22 protein-coding genes are annotated in these 21,528 nt (G+C 65.5%); 7 read left to right on the forward strand and 15 right to left on the reverse strand.

Annotation, left to right across the window (positions count from 1 at the left end; translation table 11 throughout):
* Window positions 1-18 precede the first annotated feature (18 nt).
* Together ahpF and ahpC are read right to left on the reverse strand one after the other, a co-directional pair.
* Entirely contained in the window at window positions 19-1,608 is a 1,590-nt protein-coding gene (ahpF, locus tag GRI42_RS12825; RefSeq protein WP_160608859.1) for an alkyl hydroperoxide reductase subunit F, read from the reverse strand.
* A 147-nt stretch (window positions 1,609-1,755) separates the two neighbouring features.
* Window positions 1,756-2,322: an alkyl hydroperoxide reductase subunit C gene (gene ahpC / locus GRI42_RS12830; protein ID WP_160608860.1), complete on the reverse strand. Its 567-nt coding sequence runs from the start codon at window positions 2,320-2,322 to the stop codon at window positions 1,756-1,758.
* A 224-nt stretch (window positions 2,323-2,546) separates the two neighbouring features.
* Here ahpC and GRI42_RS12835 point away from each other — a divergent pair, with 224 nt between their 5' ends.
* Window positions 2,547-3,329, forward strand: a complete 783-nt coding sequence (locus GRI42_RS12835) for an energy transducer TonB (protein ID WP_160608861.1) — start codon at window positions 2,547-2,549, stop codon at window positions 3,327-3,329.
* 1 nt (window position 3,330) lies between these two features.
* Here GRI42_RS12835 and aroC read toward each other — a convergent pair whose 3' ends face one another.
* Entirely contained in the window at window positions 3,331-4,401 is a 1,071-nt protein-coding gene (gene aroC, locus GRI42_RS12840; RefSeq protein WP_160608862.1) for a chorismate synthase, read from the reverse strand.
* 116 nt (window positions 4,402-4,517) lie between these two features.
* Between aroC and ruvA the strand changes: the two genes are divergently transcribed.
* From ruvA to GRI42_RS12860, 4 genes are all read left to right on the forward strand, one after another.
* A complete protein-coding gene (gene ruvA / locus GRI42_RS12845) occupies window positions 4,518-5,120 on the forward strand; it encodes a Holliday junction branch migration protein RuvA (protein WP_160608863.1) in 603 nt (200 codons plus the stop codon).
* A gap of 11 nt (window positions 5,121-5,131) precedes the next feature.
* Entirely contained in the window at window positions 5,132-5,647 is a 516-nt protein-coding gene (locus GRI42_RS12850; RefSeq protein WP_170290019.1) for a DsrE family protein, read from the forward strand.
* A 192-nt stretch (window positions 5,648-5,839) separates the two neighbouring features.
* The gene (gene ruvB / locus GRI42_RS12855; protein ID WP_160608864.1) at window positions 5,840-6,868 is read left to right on the forward strand and encodes a Holliday junction branch migration DNA helicase RuvB; all 1,029 of its coding nucleotides are present in this window, start codon (window positions 5,840-5,842) and stop codon (window positions 6,866-6,868) included.
* A 196-nt stretch (window positions 6,869-7,064) separates the two neighbouring features.
* Window positions 7,065-8,183, forward strand: coding sequence for an MYXO-CTERM sorting domain-containing protein (locus GRI42_RS12860; RefSeq protein ID WP_160608865.1), 1,119 nt, complete (start codon window positions 7,065-7,067; stop codon window positions 8,181-8,183).
* A 158-nt stretch (window positions 8,184-8,341) separates the two neighbouring features.
* On the opposite strand, the gene GRI42_RS12865 is transcribed toward GRI42_RS12860, so the two are convergent.
* The 4 genes from GRI42_RS12865 to acnA all read right to left on the reverse strand — a co-directional run bounded on the left by GRI42_RS12865 (window position 8,342) and on the right by acnA (window position 12,575).
* The gene (locus GRI42_RS12865; protein WP_160608866.1) at window positions 8,342-8,617 is read right to left on the reverse strand and encodes a hypothetical protein; all 276 of its coding nucleotides are present in this window, start codon (window positions 8,615-8,617) and stop codon (window positions 8,342-8,344) included.
* A 143-nt stretch (window positions 8,618-8,760) separates the two neighbouring features.
* The gene (locus GRI42_RS12870) at window positions 8,761-9,477 is read right to left on the reverse strand and encodes a prolyl hydroxylase family protein (protein WP_325065336.1); all 717 of its coding nucleotides are present in this window, start codon (window positions 9,475-9,477) and stop codon (window positions 8,761-8,763) included.
* A gap of 6 nt (window positions 9,478-9,483) precedes the next feature.
* Window positions 9,484-9,906 (reverse strand): rhodanese-like domain-containing protein, encoded by a 423-nt coding sequence (locus GRI42_RS12875; protein ID WP_160608868.1) that lies wholly within the window; start codon window positions 9,904-9,906, stop codon window positions 9,484-9,486.
* Window positions 9,903-12,575, reverse strand: coding sequence for an aconitate hydratase AcnA (gene acnA, locus GRI42_RS12880; RefSeq protein WP_160608869.1), 2,673 nt, complete (start codon window positions 12,573-12,575; stop codon window positions 9,903-9,905). Before acnA ends, GRI42_RS12875 begins: the two co-directional genes overlap by 4 nt.
* Before the next feature lie 229 nt (window positions 12,576-12,804).
* Between acnA and GRI42_RS12885 the strand changes: the two genes are divergently transcribed.
* A complete protein-coding gene (locus GRI42_RS12885) occupies window positions 12,805-12,972 on the forward strand; it encodes a hypothetical protein (RefSeq protein ID WP_160608870.1) in 168 nt (55 codons plus the stop codon).
* Here the strand turns inward: GRI42_RS12885 and GRI42_RS12890 are convergent.
* Entirely contained in the window at window positions 12,969-13,853 is an 885-nt protein-coding gene (locus tag GRI42_RS12890; RefSeq protein ID WP_160608871.1) for a DMT family transporter, read from the reverse strand. The two genes, GRI42_RS12885 and GRI42_RS12890, sit on opposite strands and share 4 nt — an antisense overlap.
* A gap of 132 nt (window positions 13,854-13,985) precedes the next feature.
* On the opposite strand from GRI42_RS12890, the gene GRI42_RS12895 reads away from it, so the two are divergent.
* A complete protein-coding gene (locus GRI42_RS12895) occupies window positions 13,986-15,386 on the forward strand; it encodes a L,D-transpeptidase family protein (protein WP_160608872.1) in 1,401 nt (466 codons plus the stop codon).
* An 18-nt stretch (window positions 15,387-15,404) separates the two neighbouring features.
* Here GRI42_RS12895 and GRI42_RS12900 read toward each other — a convergent pair whose 3' ends face one another.
* The 7 genes from GRI42_RS12900 to ispG are packed head-to-tail and all read right to left on the reverse strand — an operon-like array spanning window position 15,405 to window position 21,508.
* Entirely contained in the window at window positions 15,405-16,112 is a 708-nt protein-coding gene (locus GRI42_RS12900) for a murein L,D-transpeptidase catalytic domain family protein (RefSeq protein ID WP_160608873.1), read from the reverse strand.
* Window positions 16,109-17,029 (reverse strand): histone deacetylase family protein, encoded by a 921-nt coding sequence (locus tag GRI42_RS12905; RefSeq protein WP_199800466.1) that lies wholly within the window; start codon window positions 17,027-17,029, stop codon window positions 16,109-16,111. The genes GRI42_RS12900 and GRI42_RS12905 overlap by 4 nt, the downstream gene beginning before the upstream one ends.
* A 40-nt stretch (window positions 17,030-17,069) precedes the next feature.
* Entirely contained in the window at window positions 17,070-18,491 is a 1,422-nt protein-coding gene (locus tag GRI42_RS12910; RefSeq protein WP_160608874.1) for a hypothetical protein, read from the reverse strand.
* A gap of 13 nt (window positions 18,492-18,504) precedes the next feature.
* Window positions 18,505-18,996, reverse strand: coding sequence for a thioredoxin family protein (locus GRI42_RS12915; RefSeq protein ID WP_160608875.1), 492 nt, complete (start codon window positions 18,994-18,996; stop codon window positions 18,505-18,507).
* Window positions 18,997-19,046: 50 nt separating this feature from the next.
* Window positions 19,047-19,592: a retropepsin-like aspartic protease family protein gene (locus tag GRI42_RS12920; RefSeq protein ID WP_160608876.1), complete on the reverse strand. Its 546-nt coding sequence runs from the start codon at window positions 19,590-19,592 to the stop codon at window positions 19,047-19,049.
* Window positions 19,593-19,616: 24 nt separating this feature from the next.
* Window positions 19,617-20,372, reverse strand: a complete 756-nt coding sequence (locus GRI42_RS12925) for a hypothetical protein (RefSeq protein WP_160608877.1) — start codon at window positions 20,370-20,372, stop codon at window positions 19,617-19,619.
* The gene (ispG, locus tag GRI42_RS12930) at window positions 20,369-21,508 is read right to left on the reverse strand and encodes a flavodoxin-dependent (E)-4-hydroxy-3-methylbut-2-enyl-diphosphate synthase (RefSeq protein ID WP_160608878.1); all 1,140 of its coding nucleotides are present in this window, start codon (window positions 21,506-21,508) and stop codon (window positions 20,369-20,371) included. Before ispG ends, GRI42_RS12925 begins: the two co-directional genes overlap by 4 nt.
* Window positions 21,509-21,528: the final 20 nt, after the last annotated feature.

The raw sequence follows: 21,528 nt of genomic DNA on the forward strand, positions 1-21,528 counted from the left end.
GACTGATCTGGGTCAATTTCAGGCGGCCTGGGCGATGTCCTCGACCGGCTCGGTGCGGATCAGGTAATCGAAGGCGGACAGGCCCGCTTTCGAACCTTCGCCCATGGCGACGACGATCTGCTTGTAAGGCACGTCGGTCACATCGCCTGCGCCGAAGATGCCGGGCACATTGGTGCGGCCTTCCTCGTCGGTGACGATCTCGCCGAACTTGGTCAGCTCGAGGCCCGAGTCCTGCAGCCATTCGGTGTTCGGCACGAGGCCGATCTGGACGAACACGCCTTCCAGCGCGACGCGGCGTTCCGAACCCGACTTGCGGTCCTTGAGGACGAGGCCGTTCACCTTGCCGTTCTCGCCGGTGATCTCGGTCGTCTGGCCGCTGGTGACGATCTCGACATTGGGGAGGCTGCGTAGCTTGGCCTGCAGCACTTCGTCGGCGCGCAGCTTCTCGTCATATTCGATCAGCGTGACGTGGTCGACGATCTTGGCGAGGTCGATGGCCGCCTCGACTCCCGAATTGCCGCCGCCGATCACCGCGATGCGCTTGCCCTTGAACAGCGGACCGTCGCAGTGCGGGCAATAGGCGACACCCTTGTTGCGGTATTCCGCCTCGCCCGGCACGCCGAGATTGCGCCAGCGGGCACCCGTCGCAAGGATCAGGCTGCGGGCCTTTAGGCTTGCGCCATTGCCAAGCTCGACTGTGTGCAGACCGCCTTCCTTGGTGGAGGGGACGAGCTTCACGGCCTTGGCGAGATCCATCAGGTCGATGTCATATTCGCCCACGTGGCGCTTCAATTCGCCAGCCAGCTTCGGCCCTTCGGTATAGGGCGTGCCGGGGAGGTTCTCGATGCCGAGCGTGTCGTGCAGCTGCCCGCCGAAGCGTTCCGCCGCGATACCGGTGCGAAAGCCCTTGCGCGCAGTGTAGATTGCAGTCGCCGCGCCTGCCGGACCGCCGCCGATGACGAGCACTTCGAACGGGCCCTTGGCCGACAGCTTTTCTGCCGCCTTCTCCTCGCTGCCCGTGTCGAGCTTGGCGAGGATCTCGGCCAATTCCATCTTGCCGTTGTAGAAGGGCTCGCCGTTGAGAAAGGTCGCGGGCACCGCCATGATTTCCCGTGCCTCGACCTCGTCCTTGTGCGTGCCGCCTTCGATCAGCGTGGCGGTTATGCGCGGGTTTTCCAGCGCCATCAGCGTCAGCGCCTGCACCACGTCGGGGCAGTTGTGGCAGGATAGCGAGAAATACATCTCGAAATTGTAATCGCCTTCGAGGCCGCGGACCTGTTCGATGAGGTCGGCATCGACCTTGGGCGGGTGTCCGCCGGCCCACAGCAGGGCGAGGACGAGGCTGGTGAACTCGTGGCCCATCGGCAGGCCCGCGAAGCGCACCCACTTTTCCGCATCGCTGGCGCGCCGGATGACAAAGCTGGGCTTGCGCGCGTCGGTCCCGTCGAAGCTCGCGCTGACGAGTTCGTGCAGCGCGGCGATTTCCTCCAACAGTTCGCGCGTCTGCGCGGACTTGGCGTCATCGCCCAGCGAGGCGACGAGTTCGATCGGCTCGCGCAGATTGGCGAGATAGGTCGAGAGCTGCTGCTTCATCGCGGTGTCGAGCATGGAAATCTCCGAAGGGATGGGAGGATGGGAAAAGGCCCGGGGCGGGGGGGAGGCAAGTGCCCCGGGCCTTCCAGCGACCCGAGTCCAGTCAGGCTCGGGCTCTTGGGCGGCACCCGGAGAAGATGGGCGCCGCCGGTCTTGTCGCGCTTAAATCTTGCCGACGAGGTCGAGCGAGGGAGCCAGCGTTTCGCTGCCTTCTTCCCAAGCTGCCGGGCAGACCTGGCCGGGATTGTTGCGCACGTACTGGGCGGCGCGGATCTTGCGGACCAGTTCGTTGGCATTGCGGCCGACGCCTTCGCAGGTCTGCTCGACCAGCTGGATCACGCCGTCCGGATCGACGACGAAGGTGGCGCGATCGGCCAGGCCGACGCCTTCACGCAGCACGTCGAAGTTCTTGGCCAGCTCGTGGTTCTGGTCGCCCAGGAACGGGAAATTCAGCTTGCCGATCTTTTCCGAGGTGTCGTGCCATGCCTTGTGGCTGAAGTGGGTGTCGGTCGACACGCCGTAGACTTCGACGTCCAGCTTCTGGAGCATTTCGTAATGCTCGCCGAGGTCTTCGAGCTCGGTCGGGCAGACGAAGGTGAAGTCGGCCGGATAGAAGAAGAACACGGCCCACTTGCCGCGCACATCTTCGTCGGTGACGTCGTAGAAGTCCTTGCCGGCCTGGAAGGCGGTGGCCTTGAACGGTTTGATCTGGCTTCCGATGATACCCATGGTTGTTATTCTCCGTATGTTCGGGTTGGAATTCGTGCTTTCCAGATAGGGTTCGCTGCGATGCACAAAAGCGATTTTGTGCGATTGCGAGCATCGAAATAATCAATCAATCGATTGGAACTTTCGATAAGTGCAACTGTCGCGCGACTTCGTTGCGTCTGGCGCAAGAGAGGGGCGTCACAAGCCGGTTCGCGAAATCCCGATTATCGTGCTAGGTGAAGGGGATGGGAGCTGTCCTCGCAGACCGATCCCCGCGCTCCGCGGCAGGAAACAGGCGCCTCGACTGGCGCAGCGCCGGCATTGCGGCCGGCCTGACGATCTCGCAATTCGCGCTCCTGCTGATAGCCCTCCAGATGCGTGCCGCAGTGCCCGAACCGCCGCAGCCGCTCCCGGTGATCCAGCTACCCAAAGCTGCGCCCGAACCGCCGCCGCCGGTGCCCGATCCGCCTGCGGCAGAGCCGGACATTGCGGGCGGCGCACCTGCCCCCGAAGTAGCGCGCAGCCTGCCGTTGGCCCCGATCGTCCTGACGGAACCGGAACCGGTCATGGTCGCTGTCGAGCGGCCTGATCTCGCCCTTGTACCGCCTTCCGCCATAACCGGGCCGGGTGGAACCGGGCTGGGCGGCATCGGAACGGGCACGGGGTCGGGCATAGGCAACGGCAAGGGCGGTGGCGGCGAGGCGGCCGCGCCGAAGCGGCTGGTCCGGCTGAGCTGGGCCCCGTCGATGCGGTTCGAGCGGTTGCATCGCTACTATCCCGACGCGGCAAAGTCCGAACGGATTGCAGGCGTCGCCCGCCTCGATTGCGAGATCATCCGCCGCGACCGGGTGCGTGATTGCCGCCTGCTTGGAGAAGCGCCTGCCCAGTACGGCTTCGGTGAGGCGGCCTTGCAGGCAGAGGGCGTCTATCGCCTGCAACTGCGCGAGCGCAACGGTACGCGCATCTATGGCGAACGGATCATCCTGAACGCGCATTTCAAGCCCCCGCCCGGAGGCAAGAAGCCCTAGTTCAGCGACCCGTCTGTCCGCGGTGGAGCAGCTTGTGGTCCGCCAGCACCAGCGCCACCATCGCTTCCACCACCGGTGTCCCGCGAATACCGACGCAAGGGTCGTGGCGGCCCTTGGTGCGCACCTGTGTCGCCTCGCCCTGCCGGTCGATACTGGCGACGGGGGTGAGGATCGAACTGGTCGGCTTGAAAGCGACGCGGCAGACCACCGGTTGGCCGGTGGAGATACCGCCCGCGATGCCGCCTGCATGGTTGGCCGCGAATTCTGGGCCGTTTTCGCCCGGTGACATCGCATCGGCGTTCTGTTCGCCGGTCAGGCGCGCTGCCTCGAAGCCGTCGCCGATTTCCACGCCCTTGGCCGCATTGATGCTCATCATCCCTGCGGCAAGGTCGCTGTCGAGCTTGGCATAGATCGGCGCGCCCCAGCCCGCCGGAACGCCGGTGGCGACGCATTCGACCACCGCGCCGAGAGATGATCCGGCCTTCCGTGTCTCGTCGACCAGCGCTTCCCAGCGCTTGGCGGCGGCTGCATCCGGGCACCAGAAGGGATTGCGGCCGATCTCGGCAGCGTCGAAATTCGCCGGATCGATCCGGTCGCCGCCGATTTCGGCGACGTAAGCGATGATCTTGACTTCGGGGATGACCTTTCGCGCCACCGCGCCTGCCGCCACGCGCATCGCCGTCTCGCGCGCGCTGGACCGCCCGCCGCCGCGATAGTCGCGAAAGCCGTATTTCGCGTCATAGGCATAGTCGGCATGGCCGGGGCGATAGGTGTTCGCGATCTCGGAATAGTCCTTCGATCGCTGGTCGGTGTTCTCGATCAGCAGGCTGATCGGCGTGCCGGTTGTCTTTCCCTCGAACACGCCCGACAGGATGCGGACCTCGTCCGCCTCCTTGCGCTGCGTGGTGAACTTGTTTTGCCCGGGCTTCCTCGCATCGAGGAAGGGCTGGAGGTCGCCTTCGGCCAGCGCGATGCCCGGCGGGCACCCGTCGACGATCGCGCCGATGGCGGGGCCATGGCTTTCCCCCCAGGTGGTGAAGCGAAGCACGCGTCCGAAAGTGTTCCAGCTCATGGTGAGCCTTCCTGTCGCAACTGTGGGCGCGTGTCCATTCGTGCTGGACCAAATCCTTCTTGGGGGGCAAGAACAAAACGCGCTCATGCAGCGAAGCGTAGCGCGGAAAGAGACTTATGATTGCGAAGCTCAAGGGCCTGCTCGACGATACCGGTGCCGACTGGGCGGTGATCGACGTCGCCGGCGTCGGCTATCTCGTCCATTGTTCGACCAAGACGCTCGCAGCGCTGGGCGAGAAGGGCGAGGCCTGCACGCTCTACACCGACCTTCAGGTGAGCGAGAATGACATGCGGCTGCTCGGTTTCGCCGAAGCGGCGGAGCGCGACTGGTTCCGCCTGCTCACCCAGGTTCAGGGCGTGGGCAGCAAGGTGGCGCTGGCTATCCTGTCCGCGCTCTCGACCGCAGAGGTGCAGCAAGCCTGCGCCAGCGGCGATGCCGCAACGGTCGCCCGCGCGAACGGCGTGGGCCCGAAACTGGCGGGGCGCATCGTCAACGAGCTGAAGGACAAGGCGGGCGCGCTGCCTTCCTCGGGCGGCGGCGCGGCGATGGCCGTAACTCCGGCGGGCGGAGCCAGCGCCGATGCGGTGAGCGCGCTCGAGAACCTGGGTTTCAAGCCCGCCGTCGCGGCGCGGGCAGTAGCTGCCGCGCAAGGCGAACTGGGCGAAGGCGCGAGCGAGGGCGACCTCATCCGCATCGCGTTGAAGCGGGCAGCGGGATAAGGGGAATGACCATGCGTATCACGATAGCAATGGTGGCAGTCGCGCTGATGGCGACCGGCGCTTCAGCCCAGGACATGAGCGCCTTCAAGCCGGGCCCGGTCTTCCCGCAATTCGGCCCGCACGCGCCGGTCGCAGGGATCGGGCAGGTGCCCGCCGATACCGAGTTCGCCATCGCTTTCGACGTGGCAAAGCCGGCGGACGAGGGCATGGTCAACCGGGGCTTCGAAAGCGCGGCGCGCTTCATCAACATGCACGTCGCCCACGGCGTGCCGGAAGACAACATCCGCATCGCCGTGGTCGTCCACGGCAAGGCAGTGATGGATTTGCTCGCCAAGCCCGAAAACACCTCTGCCGACATGGTGCAGGTCATGCTGGGCGAAGGCGTGCGCTTCATCGTCTGCGGCCAGAGCGCGGCGGCCTATGGCGTGAAGCAGGAGGACCTGCTGCCGGGCGTCGAAATGGCGCTCTCCGCCATGACCGCCCACGCATTGCTGCAGCAACGCGGCTATACGGTGAACCCGTTTTGAGAGTGATTCAGTGAGCAAGAGAGCGTTCCTCGCCATGTCACTGACGATCTTGCTCGTAGCCTTTCTGGGCTGGTGGTTCGGGCGTTCAGAGAGGTGTCTCAATCGCGAACCTACAGGTTACTGGGGCTTTGTAGGCCCCGAAATTGACCCGCGCAGCCACTGCATACGTTTATCGAGCCCGGTAATGCCCCTATGACCGAACCCGTTCCCCTCCATTCGCCCGAGCGGCAGCCGGAAGACCCGGACGCGGCGCTGCGGCCCAAGAGCCTGTCCGAATTCGTCGGGCAGAAGGCGGCGCGCGAGAACCTTCGCGTCTTCATCGAGGCGGCGAAGAACCGCGGCGAGGCGATGGACCATGTGCTGTTCTTCGGCCCTCCGGGCCTCGGCAAGACCACGCTGGCGCAGATCGTGTCGAAGGAACTCGGCGTCGGTTTCCGTGCCACCAGCGGGCCGGTGATCGCCAAGGCGGGTGATCTGGCCGCGCTGCTCACCAACCTTGAACCCAACGACGTCCTCTTCATCGACGAGATCCACCGGCTTAATCCGGTGGTCGAGGAAGTGCTCTATCCCGCGATGGAGGACCGCGCGCTCGACATCATCATCGGCGAGGGGCCTAGCGCGCGGAGCGTGCGGATCGATTTGCCGCCCTTCACCCTTGTAGGCGCGACCACGCGGCAGGGGCTGCTCACCACGCCGCTGCGCGACCGTTTCGGCATCCCGGTGCGGCTCAATTTCTACACCGAGGATGAGCTGCTGAAGGTCGTGACCCGCGGTGCAGGCCTGCTCGGCATGGGCATCGACGAGGGCGGGGCGCGCGAGATCGCCCGCCGTTCGCGCGGCACCCCGCGTGTCGCAGGCCGCCTGATGCGCCGTGTGCGCGATTTTGCCAGCGTGCTGGGCGAAGCGGTGGTGACTACCCGGGTGGCCGACGAGGCGCTGACCCGGCTCGAGGTCGACAGCCTTGGTCTCGATGCGATGGACCGGCGCTACCTCACCATGATCGCGACCACCTACAAGGGCGGTCCGGTGGGCGTGGAGACGCTGGCAGCGGGCCTCAGCGAACCGCGCGACACGGTGGAAGAAGTGATCGAGCCCTATCTCATCCAGCTGGGGCTGATCGCACGCACCGCGCGCGGGCGGATGCTCAACGATGGCGGCTGGCAGCATCTCGGCATGAGCGCGCCGCGCGCCGCGGGGCAGTCGGACATGTTCGACAAATAGGCTGAATCGCCCGGTAACATCCCGCGATTTTCCGGTCCCATAGCGGGACAGGCCTTGCGCAACGCTCGCGCGGGTCAGGAAAATTTAGTTTTGTGGCCTCATAAGGACGTGTAAATTCGTCGGTCGGGGGATTCGCGAAAATCCGGCTTTTCCGATCGATGCGGGGTAGTCCCCCGCGCAGCAGGAAGTGCATCATATGTCGGTCAAAGCAGCGCTTGCCAAATTGTCAGCCACCGCCGCCGGCGGTGCGCTCGTCGTTGGTGGCGCGGTCCACGTGGCCGAACGCCCGATCACCGATGCGCCGAGCTACAAATCCAAGAGCATCAAGCAGGCCAAGGCCAAGCCGGTCCCGATCAAGCGGGCCAAGCCTCCGGTCCGCGCCGCGCGCACCATTCCGCAGCGTGTGCTCGAATGCGTTCCCGCCGATTCGCCCGAAGCGGCCTATGATCCCAACAACGTCTGCCCGCCGGTGCAGCGCGTGGTGATGACCCCCGTGCCGCTACCCCCGCTGCCGCAGGCGGCCCCGCCGTCGGGTGGCGGCGGCTCGCGCTCGATCCAGGGCGGCTATGGAGGCGGATACGGCGGCGGCTTCGGCGGCGGTTTCTTCGGCGGCTTCTTCGGCGGCGGATCGAGCGGCGGAAGCGTTGTCGTCAATTCGACCACCACCACGGGCGGCGACCTGCCCCCGATCAACATAACCACTACGTCGAGCACCAGCACCGGTGGCAGCTCGACCAGCACGTCGACCGGCGGCATCAGCACCTCCACGGGCGAGGTCAGCACCTCCAGCTCGACGTCCACCTCGACCAGCACGGGCAGCGTTTCCAGCTCGACGGGCGAAGTGTCCTCGACCACCACCTCGTCCAGCTCGGGTGATGTCACCAGCTCCACGTCCAGCTCGACCTCGGGCGACGTGTCGAGCTCGACGTCGACCTCGTCCTCGACCTCGGGCGATGTGAGCAGCTCGACCTCGACCTCCAGTTCGACGTCCTCGTCGACTTCGGGCGACATCACCAGCTCGACCTCGACCAGCGGCGACTTGAGCTCAAGCACGAGTTCCTCGACCAGCACGAGTACCAGCACTTCGACATCCGGTGGCACGACGACTGGCGGCCCGCCGCCGCCTCCGCCTCCGCCGCCGCCGCCCCCGCCCCCGCCGCCTCCCCCGCCGCCTCCCCCGCCGCCGTCGAGCACGAGCAGCGGAACGGAAGTGCCGGCACCGCCGATGATGGCGCTGTTCGGTCTGGGCGCGGCCGCGATCCTTGGCCGGCGACGCCTGCGCCAGGTACGCGGCGCGAAAGGCGCGAAGGCCTGAATTCGAACACCGCAGAGCCGGTTCGGCCGGCTCCGCCTCTGGCCCGCCCGGCACACGTGCCGCGGCGGGCATTTTCTTGGTCAGGGGATATTTGCAGCGGCCACGAAAAAGGGCGCCAGCCCGGAGGCGGCGCCCTCTTCAATTGTTGACGGGGTTGATCAGTTGCCCGGTTCGACACCCCGGCCGCGCGTCTGGAATTCGCGCGTAGCATCCTTGCTGTTCTGGGCCATGCGGTCCCAATCGGCCTTGGTGCCGCACATCTTCTTCTTGAACTTCGATCCGACGATCGAGGTGCGCTTGCAAATGACGCGCTCTTCACCGTCGTCTGCGGCAGTGGTTGCAGCCGTGTCGCCAGCAGCAGGCTCTGCATCCTGGGCGTAGGCGGCAGGCGCCATCAGCAGGGTTACGGCGAGGGCGATTGCGGTCTTCTTCATGTCTCTTCCTTCCGGGCCTATCGGACGGCCAAATCTGTCTCAACATTCATGGATATAGAACAGTATTATGCACATAGCATGACCGGATGGCAAAGACGCTCGTCGAACAGGCTGGACAGGTCGTAGTCCGGCAGGCCGGTTCTTCAGCGGTAATTGCGACTCCATTCTTCCTGCCGGTACCACTGCGTGATCACGTATTTCTCCCCGCTGATGACAGGCAGTGCGGCATGGCGCGTATTCCGGTTGGGGCGCCCGCTGCGGTCCATATTGTCCCATGCAATGAGCAGGCCGGGTTCGGGCCTGACGGTTAGGCCGAGTTCAGGAAATTCGGTCTCCCCGCCTGCTTCCACCGCGTTGAGGTAGACCATCGCGGTCCAGCTACGCTGCCCGCCGCGCCGCCGCTCGTTCTGCCAGTGGTCGCGTTCCTCGCGGAAATAGTCGCGGTGGTGGCGGTATTCTTCGCCCACGCGGTAACGCTGGCCCTGGATGGTTTCCGCGTGGCTGCGCGCAATGCCGGTGACTTCGTCGATCTTGTGCCCGAGCGCGAGCGTTTCCGGCGCTTCCTGCGCGAAGAAATGTGTCGAGCTGGTGCGCGCGTTTGGCACCTTGCGCTCGTTGAACAGCTTTGAGGGCTGGATGCGACTTTCGATGGTGGCGATCAGCCGTTCGCACTCTGCAGGCGCGAGGAAGCCGGGCAGCAGGAATAGATCGGCCTTGGAGCGGCCACGCTCCTGCGCGCGCGGGTCGGCAAGCAGCCGCTCGCGGACGCTGGAGCCGATGGCGGAAAGGATTTGCGGGTCGGCCATGGGGTCGACCGGGCGTGGGCGCAGCAGTCCCGCCAGGCGGCCGAGCAGCGTCACGCCGCCTCAGTCACGCTCGACCGGAAGGCCCGCCTTTTCCCAGGCGAGGATGCCGCCTTCGAGGTGCACCGCATCGCGTCCGGTCGCATCGGCCAGCTTCTCTGCTGCCTCGGCAGAACGGCGCGCGGAACGACAATAGAGCACTCGCTCGGCCCCGCCCGTATCGGGCAGGGTAGCGGGGTTGAAGCTGTCGAGCGGGACGTTGATCGCGCCCTCCAGGTGGCCTTCGGCGAATTCTTCCGGCGTGCGCACGTCGATCAGCTGGATCTGCTCGCCAGCCTCGATGCGCGTGGCGAGTGCCTTGGCCTCGATGGTCAGCGCGCCGGCAAGGTGCGGCGCGGCGACATCGTCGTCCGCGGTGGTCGCACCTGCCGAGCAGGCGGCGAGCAGGCCCGCCGCCGCAAGGGCAAGGAGCGACCGCAGCATCATGCGGCCAGCTTGCGCAGCACGTAGTGGAGGATGCCGCCGTTGCGGTAATACTCCATCTCGTTGGCCGTATCGATGCGGCAGAGCGCAGTGAAGGTGAAGGTCGAGCCGTCTTCGCGGGTGACTTCGACTTCCAGGTCCTGGCCCGGCGTCAGGTCGGCAAGGCCGCGGATCGTGAAGCTGTCAGTCGCCGTGAGGCCGAGGCTGTTGCGCGTCTCGCCGTCCTTGAACTGGACCGGCAGCACGCCCATGCCGACGAGGTTCGAGCGGTGGATACGCTCGAAGCTTTCGACGATGACCGCGCGAACGCCCAGCAGGATCGTGCCCTTGGCCGCCCAGTCGCGGCTGGAGCCGGTGCCGTATTCCTTGCCCGCGACGACGACCAGCGGCGTGCCGTCGGCCTTGTGCTTCATCGCGGCGTCGTAGATTGCCATCTGCTCGCCATTGTAGGTGGTCACGCCGCCTTCGACGCCCGGGACCATCTCGTTCTTGATGCGGATGTTGGCGAAGGTGCCGCGCATCATGACTTCGTGGTTGCCGCGGCGCGAGCCGTAGGAGTTGAAGTCCGCCTTCGAGACCTGGTGGCTCTTGAGGTATTCGCCTGCCGGGCTGTCTTCCTTGATCGAACCGGCGGGCGAGATGTGGTCGGTGGTGACCGAATCGCCGAGGATGGCGAGCGGCTTTGCACCTTCGATGTCGGTGACCGGTGCCGGCTCCATGCCCATGCCTTCGAAATAGGGCGGGCTGGCAACGTAGGTGCTGACCGGGTTCCAGCGATAGGTGTCCGACGCCTCGACCTTGATCGCCTGCCAGTGCTCGTCGCCCTTGTAGACGTCGGCATAGCGGGTTTCGAACATGTTGCGGTCGATATTGGCGATGCGGTGTGCGCGCACTTCCTCGTTCGACGGCCAGATGTCGGCCAGCATCACGTCATTGCCGTCCTGGTCCTGGCCGATCGGGGTCTGCGTGATGTCCTCGGTCACCGTGCCCTTCAATGCGTAGGCGACGACCAGCGGCGGGCTGGCGAGGAAGTTGGCGCGCACGTCGGGCGACACGCGGCCTTCGAAGTTGCGGTTACCCGACAGGACGCTGGCAGCGACGATGTCGTTGCCGTTGATCGCCTTCGAAATCGGCGGGGCCAGCGGGCCCGAGTTGCCGATGCAGGTGGTGCAGCCATAGCCGACAAGGTCGAAGCCCAGCGCGTCGAGATCGTCCTGCAGGCCGCTCTTCTCGAGATAGTCGGTGACGACCTGCGAGCCCGGTGCGAGGCTGGTCTTGACCCACGGCTTGGGCTTGAGACCGCGCTCGTTCGCCTTCTTGGCGACGAGGCCGGCGGCGATCAGCACGTCGGGGTTGGAAGTGTTGGTGCAGCTGGTGATGGCCGCGATGACCACATCGCCGTCACCGATGTCGTGGTCCTTGCCCTCGACGCCGACGCGAGCCGGAGCGGCCTTCTTGTAGACCTTCTCGAGGTCGGTGTTGAACAGCTCGTCCACCTGCGGCAGCGCGACGCGGTCCTGCGGACGCTTGGGGCCTGCAAGGCTGGGGACGACCTTCGACACGTCGAGTTCGAGGGTCTTGGTGAAGACCGGCTCGTTCTCGGGCGTGAACCACATGCCCTGTTCCTTCGAATAGGCTTCGACGAGAGCGATGGTGTCTTCGTCGCGGCCGGTCAGGCGCATGTATTCGAGCGTCTTGTCGTCAATGCCGAAGAAGCCGCAGGTCGCGCCGTATTCGGGCGCCATGTTGGCGATCGTCGCGCGGTCGGCGAGGGTGAGGTTGGCGACGCCTTCGCCGTAGAATTCGACGAAGCGGCCGACCACGCCGACTTCGCGCAGCATCTGTACGCAGGTCAGCACCAGGTCGGTGGCGGTGACGCCTTCGGCCATCGCGCCGGTCAGCTTGAAGCCGACGACTTCGGGGATCAGCATCGACACCGGCTGGCCGAGCATTGCAGCTTCGGCTTCGATCCCGCCGACGCCCCAGCCCAGCACGCCGAGGCCGTTGATCATGGTGGTGTGGCTGTCGGTGCCGACGCAGGTGTCTGGATAGGCGACCAGCTGGCCGTCTTCGCCAGCGGAGGACCACACGCCCTTGCCGAGATATTCGAGGTTCACCTGGTGGCAGATGCCGGTGCCCGGGGGGACGGCGGTGAAGTTCTGGAAGCTCTTCGAGCCCCACTTGAGGAAGTCGTAACGCTCCGCATTACGGGCGTATTCGAGTTCCACGTTCTTCTCGAACGCCTTGGGGTGGCCGAATTCGTCGACCATGACCGAGTGGTCGATCACGAGGTTCACGGGAACCTGCGGGTTGATCTTGGCGGTATCGCCGCCGAGCTTGCTGATCGCATCGCGCATCGCGGCAAGGTCGACCACGCAGGGCACGCCGGTGAAGTCCTGCAGCAGCACGCGCGCCGGGCGGTACTGGATTTCCTTGCCGGTGGCGGGGTTCTTCTGCCAGTCGGCGATCGCCTGCGCATCGTCGGTCGACACGGTGAAGCCGCCGTCTTCGAAGCGCAGCATGTTCTCCAGCAGCACCTTCAGGCTGAACGGCAGTTTCGACACGTCGCCGATCGTCTTTTCCGCCTTGGCGAAGGAGTAATAGGCATAGTCCTTGCCGTTGACGGTGAGGGTGGAGCGGGTTCCGAGCGTATCCTTGCCGACCTGGGTCATGCGCGCATTCGTCCTTGATCTAGAATGGGGCCTTTCGCGCCTGTGCGGGCGGGCGGGCACAATGTGCCGCGCACCTGCGCCGAGACGGGCGAAAAATCAAGGGCCGCCGCCTAGGCAAAACGTCTCATCGGGAACAAAACTGCCGCTTCATGGCTTATTAAGGCAAAATTGGGGCAACGGCGCCGGATGGCCAGTCCAGTCGAGGCGCGGCCCGCCAGAGGAGCATGACATGACTGCCCAGTCGCAGGCGCACACCCGTTCGCGCCGCACCCTTCGTATCGCCGTAACTGCAGCCGCGCTTGGCGTGATCGGCTGTTTCAGCGCCGCCTTCACATGCGCCGGAAACACCGCGCAGGCGAGCGAACAGCCCGATACGCTGATCGCCGCTGTCCGCTAAAGCGCGGTCTGTTCGGTCCGGCGGCGGGTCGCGATCCAGCAGCCGATGACGATCAGCACTGCCCCTGCCACGGTCAGGGGGCGGATCGGTTCGGCAAAGAACAGCCAGCCGAACAGCGAGGCCCACAGGAAGCCGGTGTATTCGATCGGCACCAACCGCTGCGTCTCGCTGCGGGCGTAGGCCCAGATGAAGAGCATGGCGGCGAGGATCGCCAGCACGGCGGCAAGGCCGAGCAGCATGACCGTCTCGCGGTCTGGCAGGACCAGCAGGAAGGGCGCGCCGACGCCGAGCACCAGCGTCACCGTACCGTTCTGGAAGGTGCTCGCCTCGAGCGGCGAGGACACCAGCGCCTGTTGCCGCTGGAGGATGAGATTCCAGGCGAACAGGACGGCGGATACCAGTACCAGAGCGATGCCGAAGGCGGCATCCCCGTCCAGCCGTTCGCGCCCGATGCGGCCCGCCACGATCACGATCACGCCGACAAGGCCAAGGACCGTCCCGGCAACAGCGCGCGGGCGGATGACCTCCCCCAGCAGCAGCCGCGCGAGATAAAGCGCGATCAGCGGCGCGACGAAGCTGATGGCAATGGCTTCGGCGAGCGGCAGGTAGACCAACGAGGCGAAGAAGCTCCACCCCATGAAGGCAATGACCGTGCCGCGCACCAGATGGATGCGTAGCACGCGGCCCCTCGGGAAGACCCTTGTGCGCCACCACCAAATCGGTGCCAGCAGCACGCTGCCCATCATGCAGCGCAGCAGGAAGGCGCTGTAGGCCCCGATCGCCAGCGCGCCGCCCTTCATCACGGCATCCATCGCCGCGAACAGCGCGATTCCCAGCGTTGCCGCCAGTACCGGGCGGATCGAGTTGTCCTGCGCGCTCATGCCGGGCGGGCATATTACGGGCAGGCGAGAAGGTCACGCCGGTTCATCCTTGTGCAAGCCGCACACGTGGATAAAGGGCCAAACAATTGCTAATGAAGGTCGATCCGAAACGGACGGCATCCGGTGGGCTGAATGACTATCAAGACTCTTCTTCTTTCCGGCGCGGCTGGCGCCATTCTTCTCGCAGGCACTGCGCAGGCGCAGAACAGCGCGCCCGAAAGCCTCCTGCCTGCCTCCAAGGCGCAGCCGGCCAAGCCCGCCCCGGCAAAGCAGCAGAGCGTCGATGAAGCCTTCGGCGATATCCGCATGGAAAGCGGCGAAGTCGTACAGGAAGTCCCCTCGCTCGAAGGCATCTGGAGCGTCGAACAGGTCGAGGCGCTGCTCGCCTATATCCCGACCGTTGCCGCCGAAGGGCTGAACCCGGCCGATTACCGCGCCGACGAGCTCAGCGAACTGCTGACCGTCAAGGGGCCGGGCGGCGAGGTGAACCGCATGGCGAGCGAGATCTTCGTCTGGCTGGTCGAGGATTTGCGCGACGGGCGCACGCCGATGGAATCGCGCCGCCAGTGGTTCGTCATCGATCCCGATGCGGACCGCCTGCCGACCTGGAAGCTGCTGGAAGACGCGCTGGCGAGCGGCGACATCGCCGGTACGCTCGATTCGCTCGATCCCGTGCATCCCGATTACGACAAGCTGCGCACCGAACTGGCATCGGCCAAGGATCCTGCCAAGCGCAAGCTGATCCGCGCCAACATGGACCGCTGGCGCTGGCTGCCGCAGGACCTCGGCAAGCAGTACCTCTTGACCAACGTGCCCGAATACAAGCTGCGGCTGACCGTGAACGGGCGCATCATCAAGAGCTACCGCACCATCGTCGGCAAGCCGGGCCGCACCGCGACCCCGCAGCTGGCCGAAATGGTCGAAGCAGTCATCTACAACCCGACCTGGACCGTTCCGCAGTCGATCGTGAAGGGCGAAGGCCTGGGCGCGAAGGTGCTGGGCAATCCCGGCTGGGCCAAGGCTGCCGGATACAAGGCGACCAAGGGCGCCAATGGCTGGGTCACCGTGGTTCAGCAGCCGGGGCCGCAGAACGCGCTCGGCCTGATGAAGCTCGACATGCCCAATCCGCACGCGATCTTCCTGCACGATACGCCCAACCGCAATCTGTTCGCGCAGGACAACCGCGCGCTCAGCCACGGCTGCATCCGCGTGCAGGGTGCGCGCGAACTGGCCATGACCATGTCGATGCTTGGCAATGCCAAGAGCAAGGAAGACCTGCCGCTGATCCAGCAGGAAGTGTCCGAAATCACCGCCAGCGGCGAATACACGCGCTATGCGATGGACAAGCAGTGGCCGGTCTACATCACCTATTTCACCATGGCGAGCGACGTCGACGGGGTGATGAAGACCTTCGGCGACATCTACGACCGCGATGCGCCCGTGCTGGCCGCACTCGATGCGCCGCGCCAGTCGAACCGCGCCCGCGAGACGAGCGAGGAAGTCGTCGAGATCGTCGACGACATGCAGACCTGAGCGGTTAGGGGATAGGGCCTAGAAGAGGCCGGGATTGGTGCGCTCGAACGTGCCGCCACCCGGCCGCAGGAGCAGGTCCATCTGCGCCATCGGTGGAGGCAGCTGGCTGCCGTCCGCTTCGAGACCGAGGCTTTCGGCAAACAGCAGGCGTCCGCCGCTCAGCTTCAGCAGCACCTTGTCGAACTGGTCGGGGCCGAGCGCGAAACACCCGTTCGACCGGCCGAGCCGCCCGTAGCGCGAGATATGTTCGGGCCGCGCATATTCGGCCGGATGCATCACGATGGCGCGGGGCAGTGCGTTGGAATTGGTCGGGTCCAGCCCGTCCAGCCTGATCGAGGTGCCGTAGCGCCCGCGATACCAGCTGCGCGTCATGTAAGCGCCGCGGCTGGTCGCTTCGCTCCCTTCGATGTTGGAATAACGCTTCAGCCAGCCGTCGTGTTCGCCGTCGGAACCCGTGCCGTGAGTGACGAAGAAGCTTTCCACCCGTTCGTTGTCAAGATCGACGAAGTGGAATCGTTCCTTGGCCGAATGGAGGCCGAAATCGGCAATGCCGACGATATCCTTCTTCCAGATATCCGCGCCCACGCGGTCCAGCTGGCGGCGGGCGATCTCGATGAGCTTGCGGTCGCGCGAGGAGGTCGGATTGACCTGCGCAAAGACGCGCGCGGGCAGCGCGGCAGCGGTTGCGGCTGCAATGGTACCCTTGATGAGATCGCGACGCTTCATGGTTTCTGGCTTATAACATAGGACGTGCTGCGCGAAAATGAATGGTCGAATGCGACATTCGCCTGCGCGCAGGTGAGCATGGAACGCGCGTGCCGCCGTGCGACTTCCAGCGGATCGGTCCCGTATCCGCCACCAAGCGTACTTGCGAGCGGGAGTCCACGCCCGCGCACCGCGTTCACGACGAAGCGGTCGCGAGCCGCGATACCTTCATCGCTCAGGGCCAGCCGGCCCAGCCGGTCGTCCGCATGGACGTCCACACCGGCTTGGTACAACACGATATCCGGCGCGAAGCTGTCGAGGACCTGCGGCAGCTGGCGTTCCAGCGCCTCCAGATAGCCGTCGTCGTCCGTCCCGTCGGCCAGCGGCACGTCGAGGCTGGAGCGCGCCTTGCGCAGGGGGAAGTTCTTTTCCGCGTGGAGCGACAGGGTGAAAATGTCGTCGCGCCCTGCCGTCAGGCTGGCGGTCCCGTCGCCCTGGTGCACGTCGAGATCGACCACCAGCACGCGGCCCGCATCGCCTTGTGCAATCAGGCGGTTGGCGCAGACGGCAAGGTCGTTGAACACGCAGTAACCCGCGCCGGTATCGTGCAGCGCGTGGTGGCTACCGGCAGCGGAATTGGCTGCATAGCCATACTCGAAGGCAAGCTGCGCTGCGAGCCAGGTGCCGCCATTGGTATGCGTTACGCGGCTGGCGATATGCGGGGTGACGGGAAAGCCGATGCGGCGCTCCTTCTCTGGCGGGACCGCGGCGCTCAGCACTTCCTCAACGTAAGCGGGGCAATGGACCGCCTCCAGCCACTGGCGCGGGCAGGACGGGGGCGCGTGTTCGGTTATCGGCTCGCCGCTTTCGCGCAGCATCTGTATGACCGCCCGGTACTTGTCGAAGCGGAAGGTCCCGCGAGCGGGCGCGGGCGCCATGTAATCGACGTGGTGGACGACGTGGAGGATGGGGCGCCCTCTAGCCTGCCTGCGCCTCTGCGGCAGCCTTCGCCGCCAGCTTCTGGAGGTTCGGCATGGCCGCCATCACCGCCCCCTGCATTTCGGCAATGATGCTGAGCCGCTCGGGCGCTGTTTCGCGCAGCTGGCGGATCGTCGGGGCCGAGGGATCGAGACGCGATGCAGCGAGGAATTCCGATACCTTGGGGTTCTGCGCCCAGGTGAAGCGGTTGATGCCGGTGCCGAGGATGATGCCGGAATAGCCGTCGATATTGTCGATGAAGGACACCGGGCGGCAGAGCGCGTTCTTCTCCTCGTCGGTGTCGAAATTCGCCTCGATGAAGGCGCTGACTGCGGAATTGAGCGTTACCAGCGGGACATGCAGCAATTGCAGCACGATGCGGTCGCCCTGCCATTGCGGCGCGACGGGCTTTGGCCGGACGGCCGAAGCAGTGCAGTCGATGTAGAGCGTGCCTTCGGGCATCGCGACCTCGCCGCCCTGGAGCACCATGCGCCCAGGCTCGACCGCTTCGACGCGGCCCATGCGCACAACGTTGCCGATGCCGCGCAGCCGGTCGACCTCGCCCTGCGAGATCGTGGCGTAGTGGAACATCTCCGGCTCCACGTCGCGGTCGATGCGCAGCATCACGCCGTCGCGTTCCAGCTGGTGGAAGATCTCCGCGCCGCTAGTGGCAGCGGCGGCGGCCTTCATGATGCTGATCTGTCCCCCGATGGTGCTGTCGAAGAACTGTTCGCCCGGTTGCACGGTAGCGCGGTTGATCAGCCAGCTTTCGCGCGGTTTCACCCAGGTAATGCTGTCGGCCGGAATGCCCGCCTCCAGCAGCCAGATGCCCGTGTCCATCGCGGTCTTGCCTGCGCCGAGGATGCAGTAATGCGGCGGCAGCGGCCCGCTCTTCCACAGGTCCGGCAACGCGCCGGGCACGACGACGCGTACGCCGTCGGCGACCGTGAAGGCGCGCTTGTGGGTCGAGGGGACGGAGGTTTCGAAATAGGTCGTGTCGACCAGCTTGCGGTTGACCGTCACCTGAGTCTCCTCGCCCGAGAAGATGTTCCGGAAGCCCCGCTCGCCGTCATATTCGCTGTTCGGGAAATACTGCACCCGGCCCGTGGGGAGCAGGTGATCGCGCATGACGGATTGGAAATAGGCCAGGACTTCGGCCCCGCTCGCCAGTTCGAAAAAGCCCTTGTTGGGACCGGCCTCGTCGATCCGGTCCTGCCCCAGCGGCACACGGTTTACCCCGTAGGACGAGCTTGGCTGGTGCAGCGCGACGAAGGAATAGGCATCGTTCCAGTGCCCGCCGGGCGCCGAATGGCGGTCGATCATCACTACCGTCGCCTCTTCGTCCTGTTCGAGCAGCGTGTCGACGAAGGAGAGCGCGGTCGCGCCCGCCCCGATGACCAGGTAATCCGCTTCGAGAGCCATTGCGCCGTATCTCCTATCCGGCGAGGCCGACCAGTTCCTCGTAGATTGCATCCTCGCTGCGACTCGCAGCATTGCGCCACGTCGTTGCCGTGTCCGCATTGACCAGTGTGCCGTCGGCGGTGACGACCAGCAAGTTCGGCGTGCCGGGCAGTTCATCCAAGCCGAAGCGTTGCGCGATGTCGAGATTGTGCCCGTCGCCCGTCTGGGGAAGGCCGACGTTGACGTAGACGAGTTCGTACCTGCGCTCGACCAGTTCGGCGAACCGCGGTGTTTCCAGCCAGCCTGCCAGCGCGCGGCTGTCGTGGCACCAGTTCCCGCCCATCACCAGCAGCAGGCGCGTGCCCCGCTCGGACGCGCGGGCAAGCGCTGCATCGACTTCGCCCATCGGGTTCTTCGTCACAGCGTAGGGCCGTGCCTCGGGATGGGCCGGCGCGGCAGCTTCGGGAACGGTGGCGCAGGCAGCGAGCGAGAGGCTGGCGAGCAGGAGGAGCGGTGTGCGGTGCATCACCGGTTCTTAGCGAGCGTCATGCCGGGCCGAAAGCCCCGCCTTCGCAATCACATGTTGGACAGCACCATCTGCCCGCCGCGGATTTCCACGCTGCGGACATGGGCTAGGTAGCTCTGGCCGAGCAGCGAGACGTCCAGTCCTTCGGGAATGATGATCGCCTCGACATTGCGGGCAGTGATGCCGCCGACATCGATTTCGGGGATGCGCCGGATGACGCCGTGGACATCGCCGCTCGCACCGCGGCCGACGACGGCGACCTCGTGCTGTTCCCAGCTCAGACCAGCCGCGCGGGCATCGTCCCCGGTCAGCGCCACGACCGATGCGCCGGTGTCGACGATGACGTTGAACTTTGCCGCGCCCACGCTCGCGCTGGAATAATAGTGGCCGTCGCCCGCGCGTTCGAGGCGGACTTCGCCGTACCATTCACCGCCCTGCTGGGCCTCGATCACCGCATCGCTCGACCACGGGTTGGGCGAGGAGTTGAAGCGTTTCACCTCTCCCGGCTCCTCGGCGGCCACGCCCGGGTGGTCGCGCACGGCGAACGCGGCGAGGCCCGAAATGGCGGCAACGATGAAGAGCAGCGGCCTGATCATGGCCGCAAACCTAACGGGAAGGGATTAAACCGCCGTAAAGCCCGCGTCGTCGCCCTTGTCGAGCGGTTCGGACAGCGGGCGATAACCGTGGTGGATCGCGGTGCCCCATGCGCCTGCCAACAGGCCGACGACGAGACTGTCGAAGACCATCAGCGCCCAGACCAGAGCCTTGTCCGCGCCCATTGCCCAGACGTGGTTCTGCGAGTGCAGCCACATCAGCGGGACGAGGACGATGGCCGAGAAGATCACGATCCGCAGCGCTGCGCCCCAGCCAGAGCGATAGACGGAGGCAAGGGTTGTAGACCGGTCCCCGACCAGTCCTGCGATCAGCATGACGAAGATCGGTAGAGTAATGATGCTGAAGGCGATCGAGATCGCCTGGACGGTCGTTTCGCCATAGTGCGCAGTGCCGATTTCGAGGCCCGTGCTGGCCAGCCCCACCACGATATTGGCGACCAAGGCGATCCCGAAGACCTTCCACGCGATGCCCTTCATCGACCACCAGGGCAAACCTTCGCGCCGCGCGGCCCAGAAGCGGATCGCGGCGAGGATGGCGATCAAATAGCCGGCGAGCTTGGCATAGCCGAAGGCCCAGCGCGTCTCGCCGTTCGATACTGCACGCGCGCTCTCGATATCGTCGAACATGTCCAGGTTGATCTCGGCCACGTGCTGGATGAATTCCGGCACGATCGCGATGAGGGGGATGATCGGCGCAAGCAGCCAGATGCGGCCGCTGTCGCGCAGGACATCAGCGAGGCGGTTCGCGAATGCCTTGATCACTCGGCGGCGACCGCGTGCGGATCGAAAGCGACCGCGTCACCGGCCTCGATGGCGGCAGCCTTTTCCTCCACCAGCCGGACGATGTGGTCGAGCATGTCCTCGTTCTCGATGTGGTGATCCTTCACGCCCGAGAGATAGACCATGTGCTTGCCATTGCCGCCGCCGGTCAGCCCGATGTCGGTCTCGCGCGCTTCGCCCGGACCGTTGACCACGCAGCCGAGGACCGAGAGGCTCATCGGCGTCTTGATGTGTTCGAGCCGCTTTTCCAGCGCCTCGACCGTGCGGATGACGTCGAAACCCTGGCGCGAACAGCTGGGGCAGGAGACGACGCGCACGCCGCGAGTCCTGAGGCCGAGCGCCTTCAGCATTTCGAAGCCGACTTTCACTTCCTGCTCCGGCTCGGCCGACAGCGACACGCGGATCGTGTCGCCGATGCCCGCCCACAGCAGGCTGCCGATACCGATGGAGGACTTGACCGTCCCGCCGATGAGTCCGCCCGCTTCGGTGATGCCGAGATGCAGCGGGCAGTCCACCGCTTCGGCAAGGCCGTGATAGGCCGCGACCGCAAGGAACACGTCGGACGCCTTCACCGCGACCTTGTATTCGTGGAAATCGTGGTCCTGCAGCAGCTTGATGTGGTCAAGCGCGCTTTCGATCAGCGCTTCGGGGCAGGGCTCGCCGTATTTTTCCAGCAGGTCCTTCTCGAGGCTGCCCGCGTTCACGCCGATGCGGATCGCGCAGCCGTTCGCCTTCGCGGCGCGCACGACTTCGGCAACCCGTTCGGACGAGCCGATATTGCCCGGGTTGATGCGCAGGCAGGCCGCGCCCTTGTCGGCCGCTTCGAGCGCGCGCTTGTAGTGGAAGTGGATGTCCGCAACGATCGGGACATTCGCTGCCTTGGTGATCTTGTCGAAATTCGCGGTCGCTTCCTCGGTCGGGCAGGACACGCGAATGATGTCGGCGCCCACATCCTCGCAGCGGCGGATCTGGTCGATCGTCGCCCCCACGTCTTCGGTGGGCGTATTGGTCATGGTCTGCACGGTAATCGGCGCATCGCCCCCGACAGGGACATTGCCGACCATGATCTGGCGGGACTGGCGGCGCTCGATAGTGCGCCAGGGACGTACGGATGACATGGGGGCGATATAGAGGCGCT

This window comes from Qipengyuania gaetbuli (genome assembly GCF_009827315.1).
Lineage (GTDB): Bacteria > Pseudomonadota > Alphaproteobacteria > Sphingomonadales > Sphingomonadaceae > Qipengyuania > Qipengyuania gaetbuli.

Coding starts and splice junctions, on each gene's coding strand:
- ahpF (WP_160608859.1), bottom strand. CDS start 1,608: ATGCTCGACACCGCGATGAAGCAGCAGCTCTCGACCTATCTCGCCAAT.
- ahpC (WP_160608860.1), bottom strand. CDS start 2,322: ATGGGTATCATCGGAAGCCAGATCAAACCGTTCAAGGCCACCGCCTTC.
- GRI42_RS12835 (WP_160608861.1), top strand. CDS start 2,547: ATGGGAGCTGTCCTCGCAGACCGATCCCCGCGCTCCGCGGCAGGAAAC.
- aroC (WP_160608862.1), bottom strand. CDS start 4,401: ATGAGCTGGAACACTTTCGGACGCGTGCTTCGCTTCACCACCTGGGGG.
- ruvA (WP_160608863.1), top strand. CDS start 4,518: ATGATTGCGAAGCTCAAGGGCCTGCTCGACGATACCGGTGCCGACTGG.
- GRI42_RS12850 (WP_170290019.1), top strand. CDS start 5,132: ATGCGTATCACGATAGCAATGGTGGCAGTCGCGCTGATGGCGACCGGC.
- ruvB (WP_160608864.1), top strand. CDS start 5,840: ATGACCGAACCCGTTCCCCTCCATTCGCCCGAGCGGCAGCCGGAAGAC.
- GRI42_RS12860 (WP_160608865.1), top strand. CDS start 7,065: ATGTCGGTCAAAGCAGCGCTTGCCAAATTGTCAGCCACCGCCGCCGGC.
- GRI42_RS12865 (WP_160608866.1), bottom strand. CDS start 8,617: ATGAAGAAGACCGCAATCGCCCTCGCCGTAACCCTGCTGATGGCGCCT.
- GRI42_RS12875 (WP_160608868.1), bottom strand. CDS start 9,906: ATGATGCTGCGGTCGCTCCTTGCCCTTGCGGCGGCGGGCCTGCTCGCC.
- acnA (WP_160608869.1), bottom strand. CDS start 12,575: ATGACCCAGGTCGGCAAGGATACGCTCGGAACCCGCTCCACCCTCACC.
- GRI42_RS12885 (WP_160608870.1), top strand. CDS start 12,805: ATGACTGCCCAGTCGCAGGCGCACACCCGTTCGCGCCGCACCCTTCGT.
- GRI42_RS12890 (WP_160608871.1), bottom strand. CDS start 13,853: ATGAGCGCGCAGGACAACTCGATCCGCCCGGTACTGGCGGCAACGCTG.
- GRI42_RS12895 (WP_160608872.1), top strand. CDS start 13,986: ATGACTATCAAGACTCTTCTTCTTTCCGGCGCGGCTGGCGCCATTCTT.
- GRI42_RS12900 (WP_160608873.1), bottom strand. CDS start 16,112: ATGAAGCGTCGCGATCTCATCAAGGGTACCATTGCAGCCGCAACCGCT.
- GRI42_RS12905 (WP_199800466.1), bottom strand. CDS start 17,029: ATGGCGCCCGCGCCCGCTCGCGGGACCTTCCGCTTCGACAAGTACCGG.
- GRI42_RS12910 (WP_160608874.1), bottom strand. CDS start 18,491: ATGGCTCTCGAAGCGGATTACCTGGTCATCGGGGCGGGCGCGACCGCG.
- GRI42_RS12915 (WP_160608875.1), bottom strand. CDS start 18,996: ATGCACCGCACACCGCTCCTCCTGCTCGCCAGCCTCTCGCTCGCTGCC.
- GRI42_RS12920 (WP_160608876.1), bottom strand. CDS start 19,592: ATGATCAGGCCGCTGCTCTTCATCGTTGCCGCCATTTCGGGCCTCGCC.
- ispG (WP_160608878.1), bottom strand. CDS start 21,508: ATGTCATCCGTACGTCCCTGGCGCACTATCGAGCGCCGCCAGTCCCGC.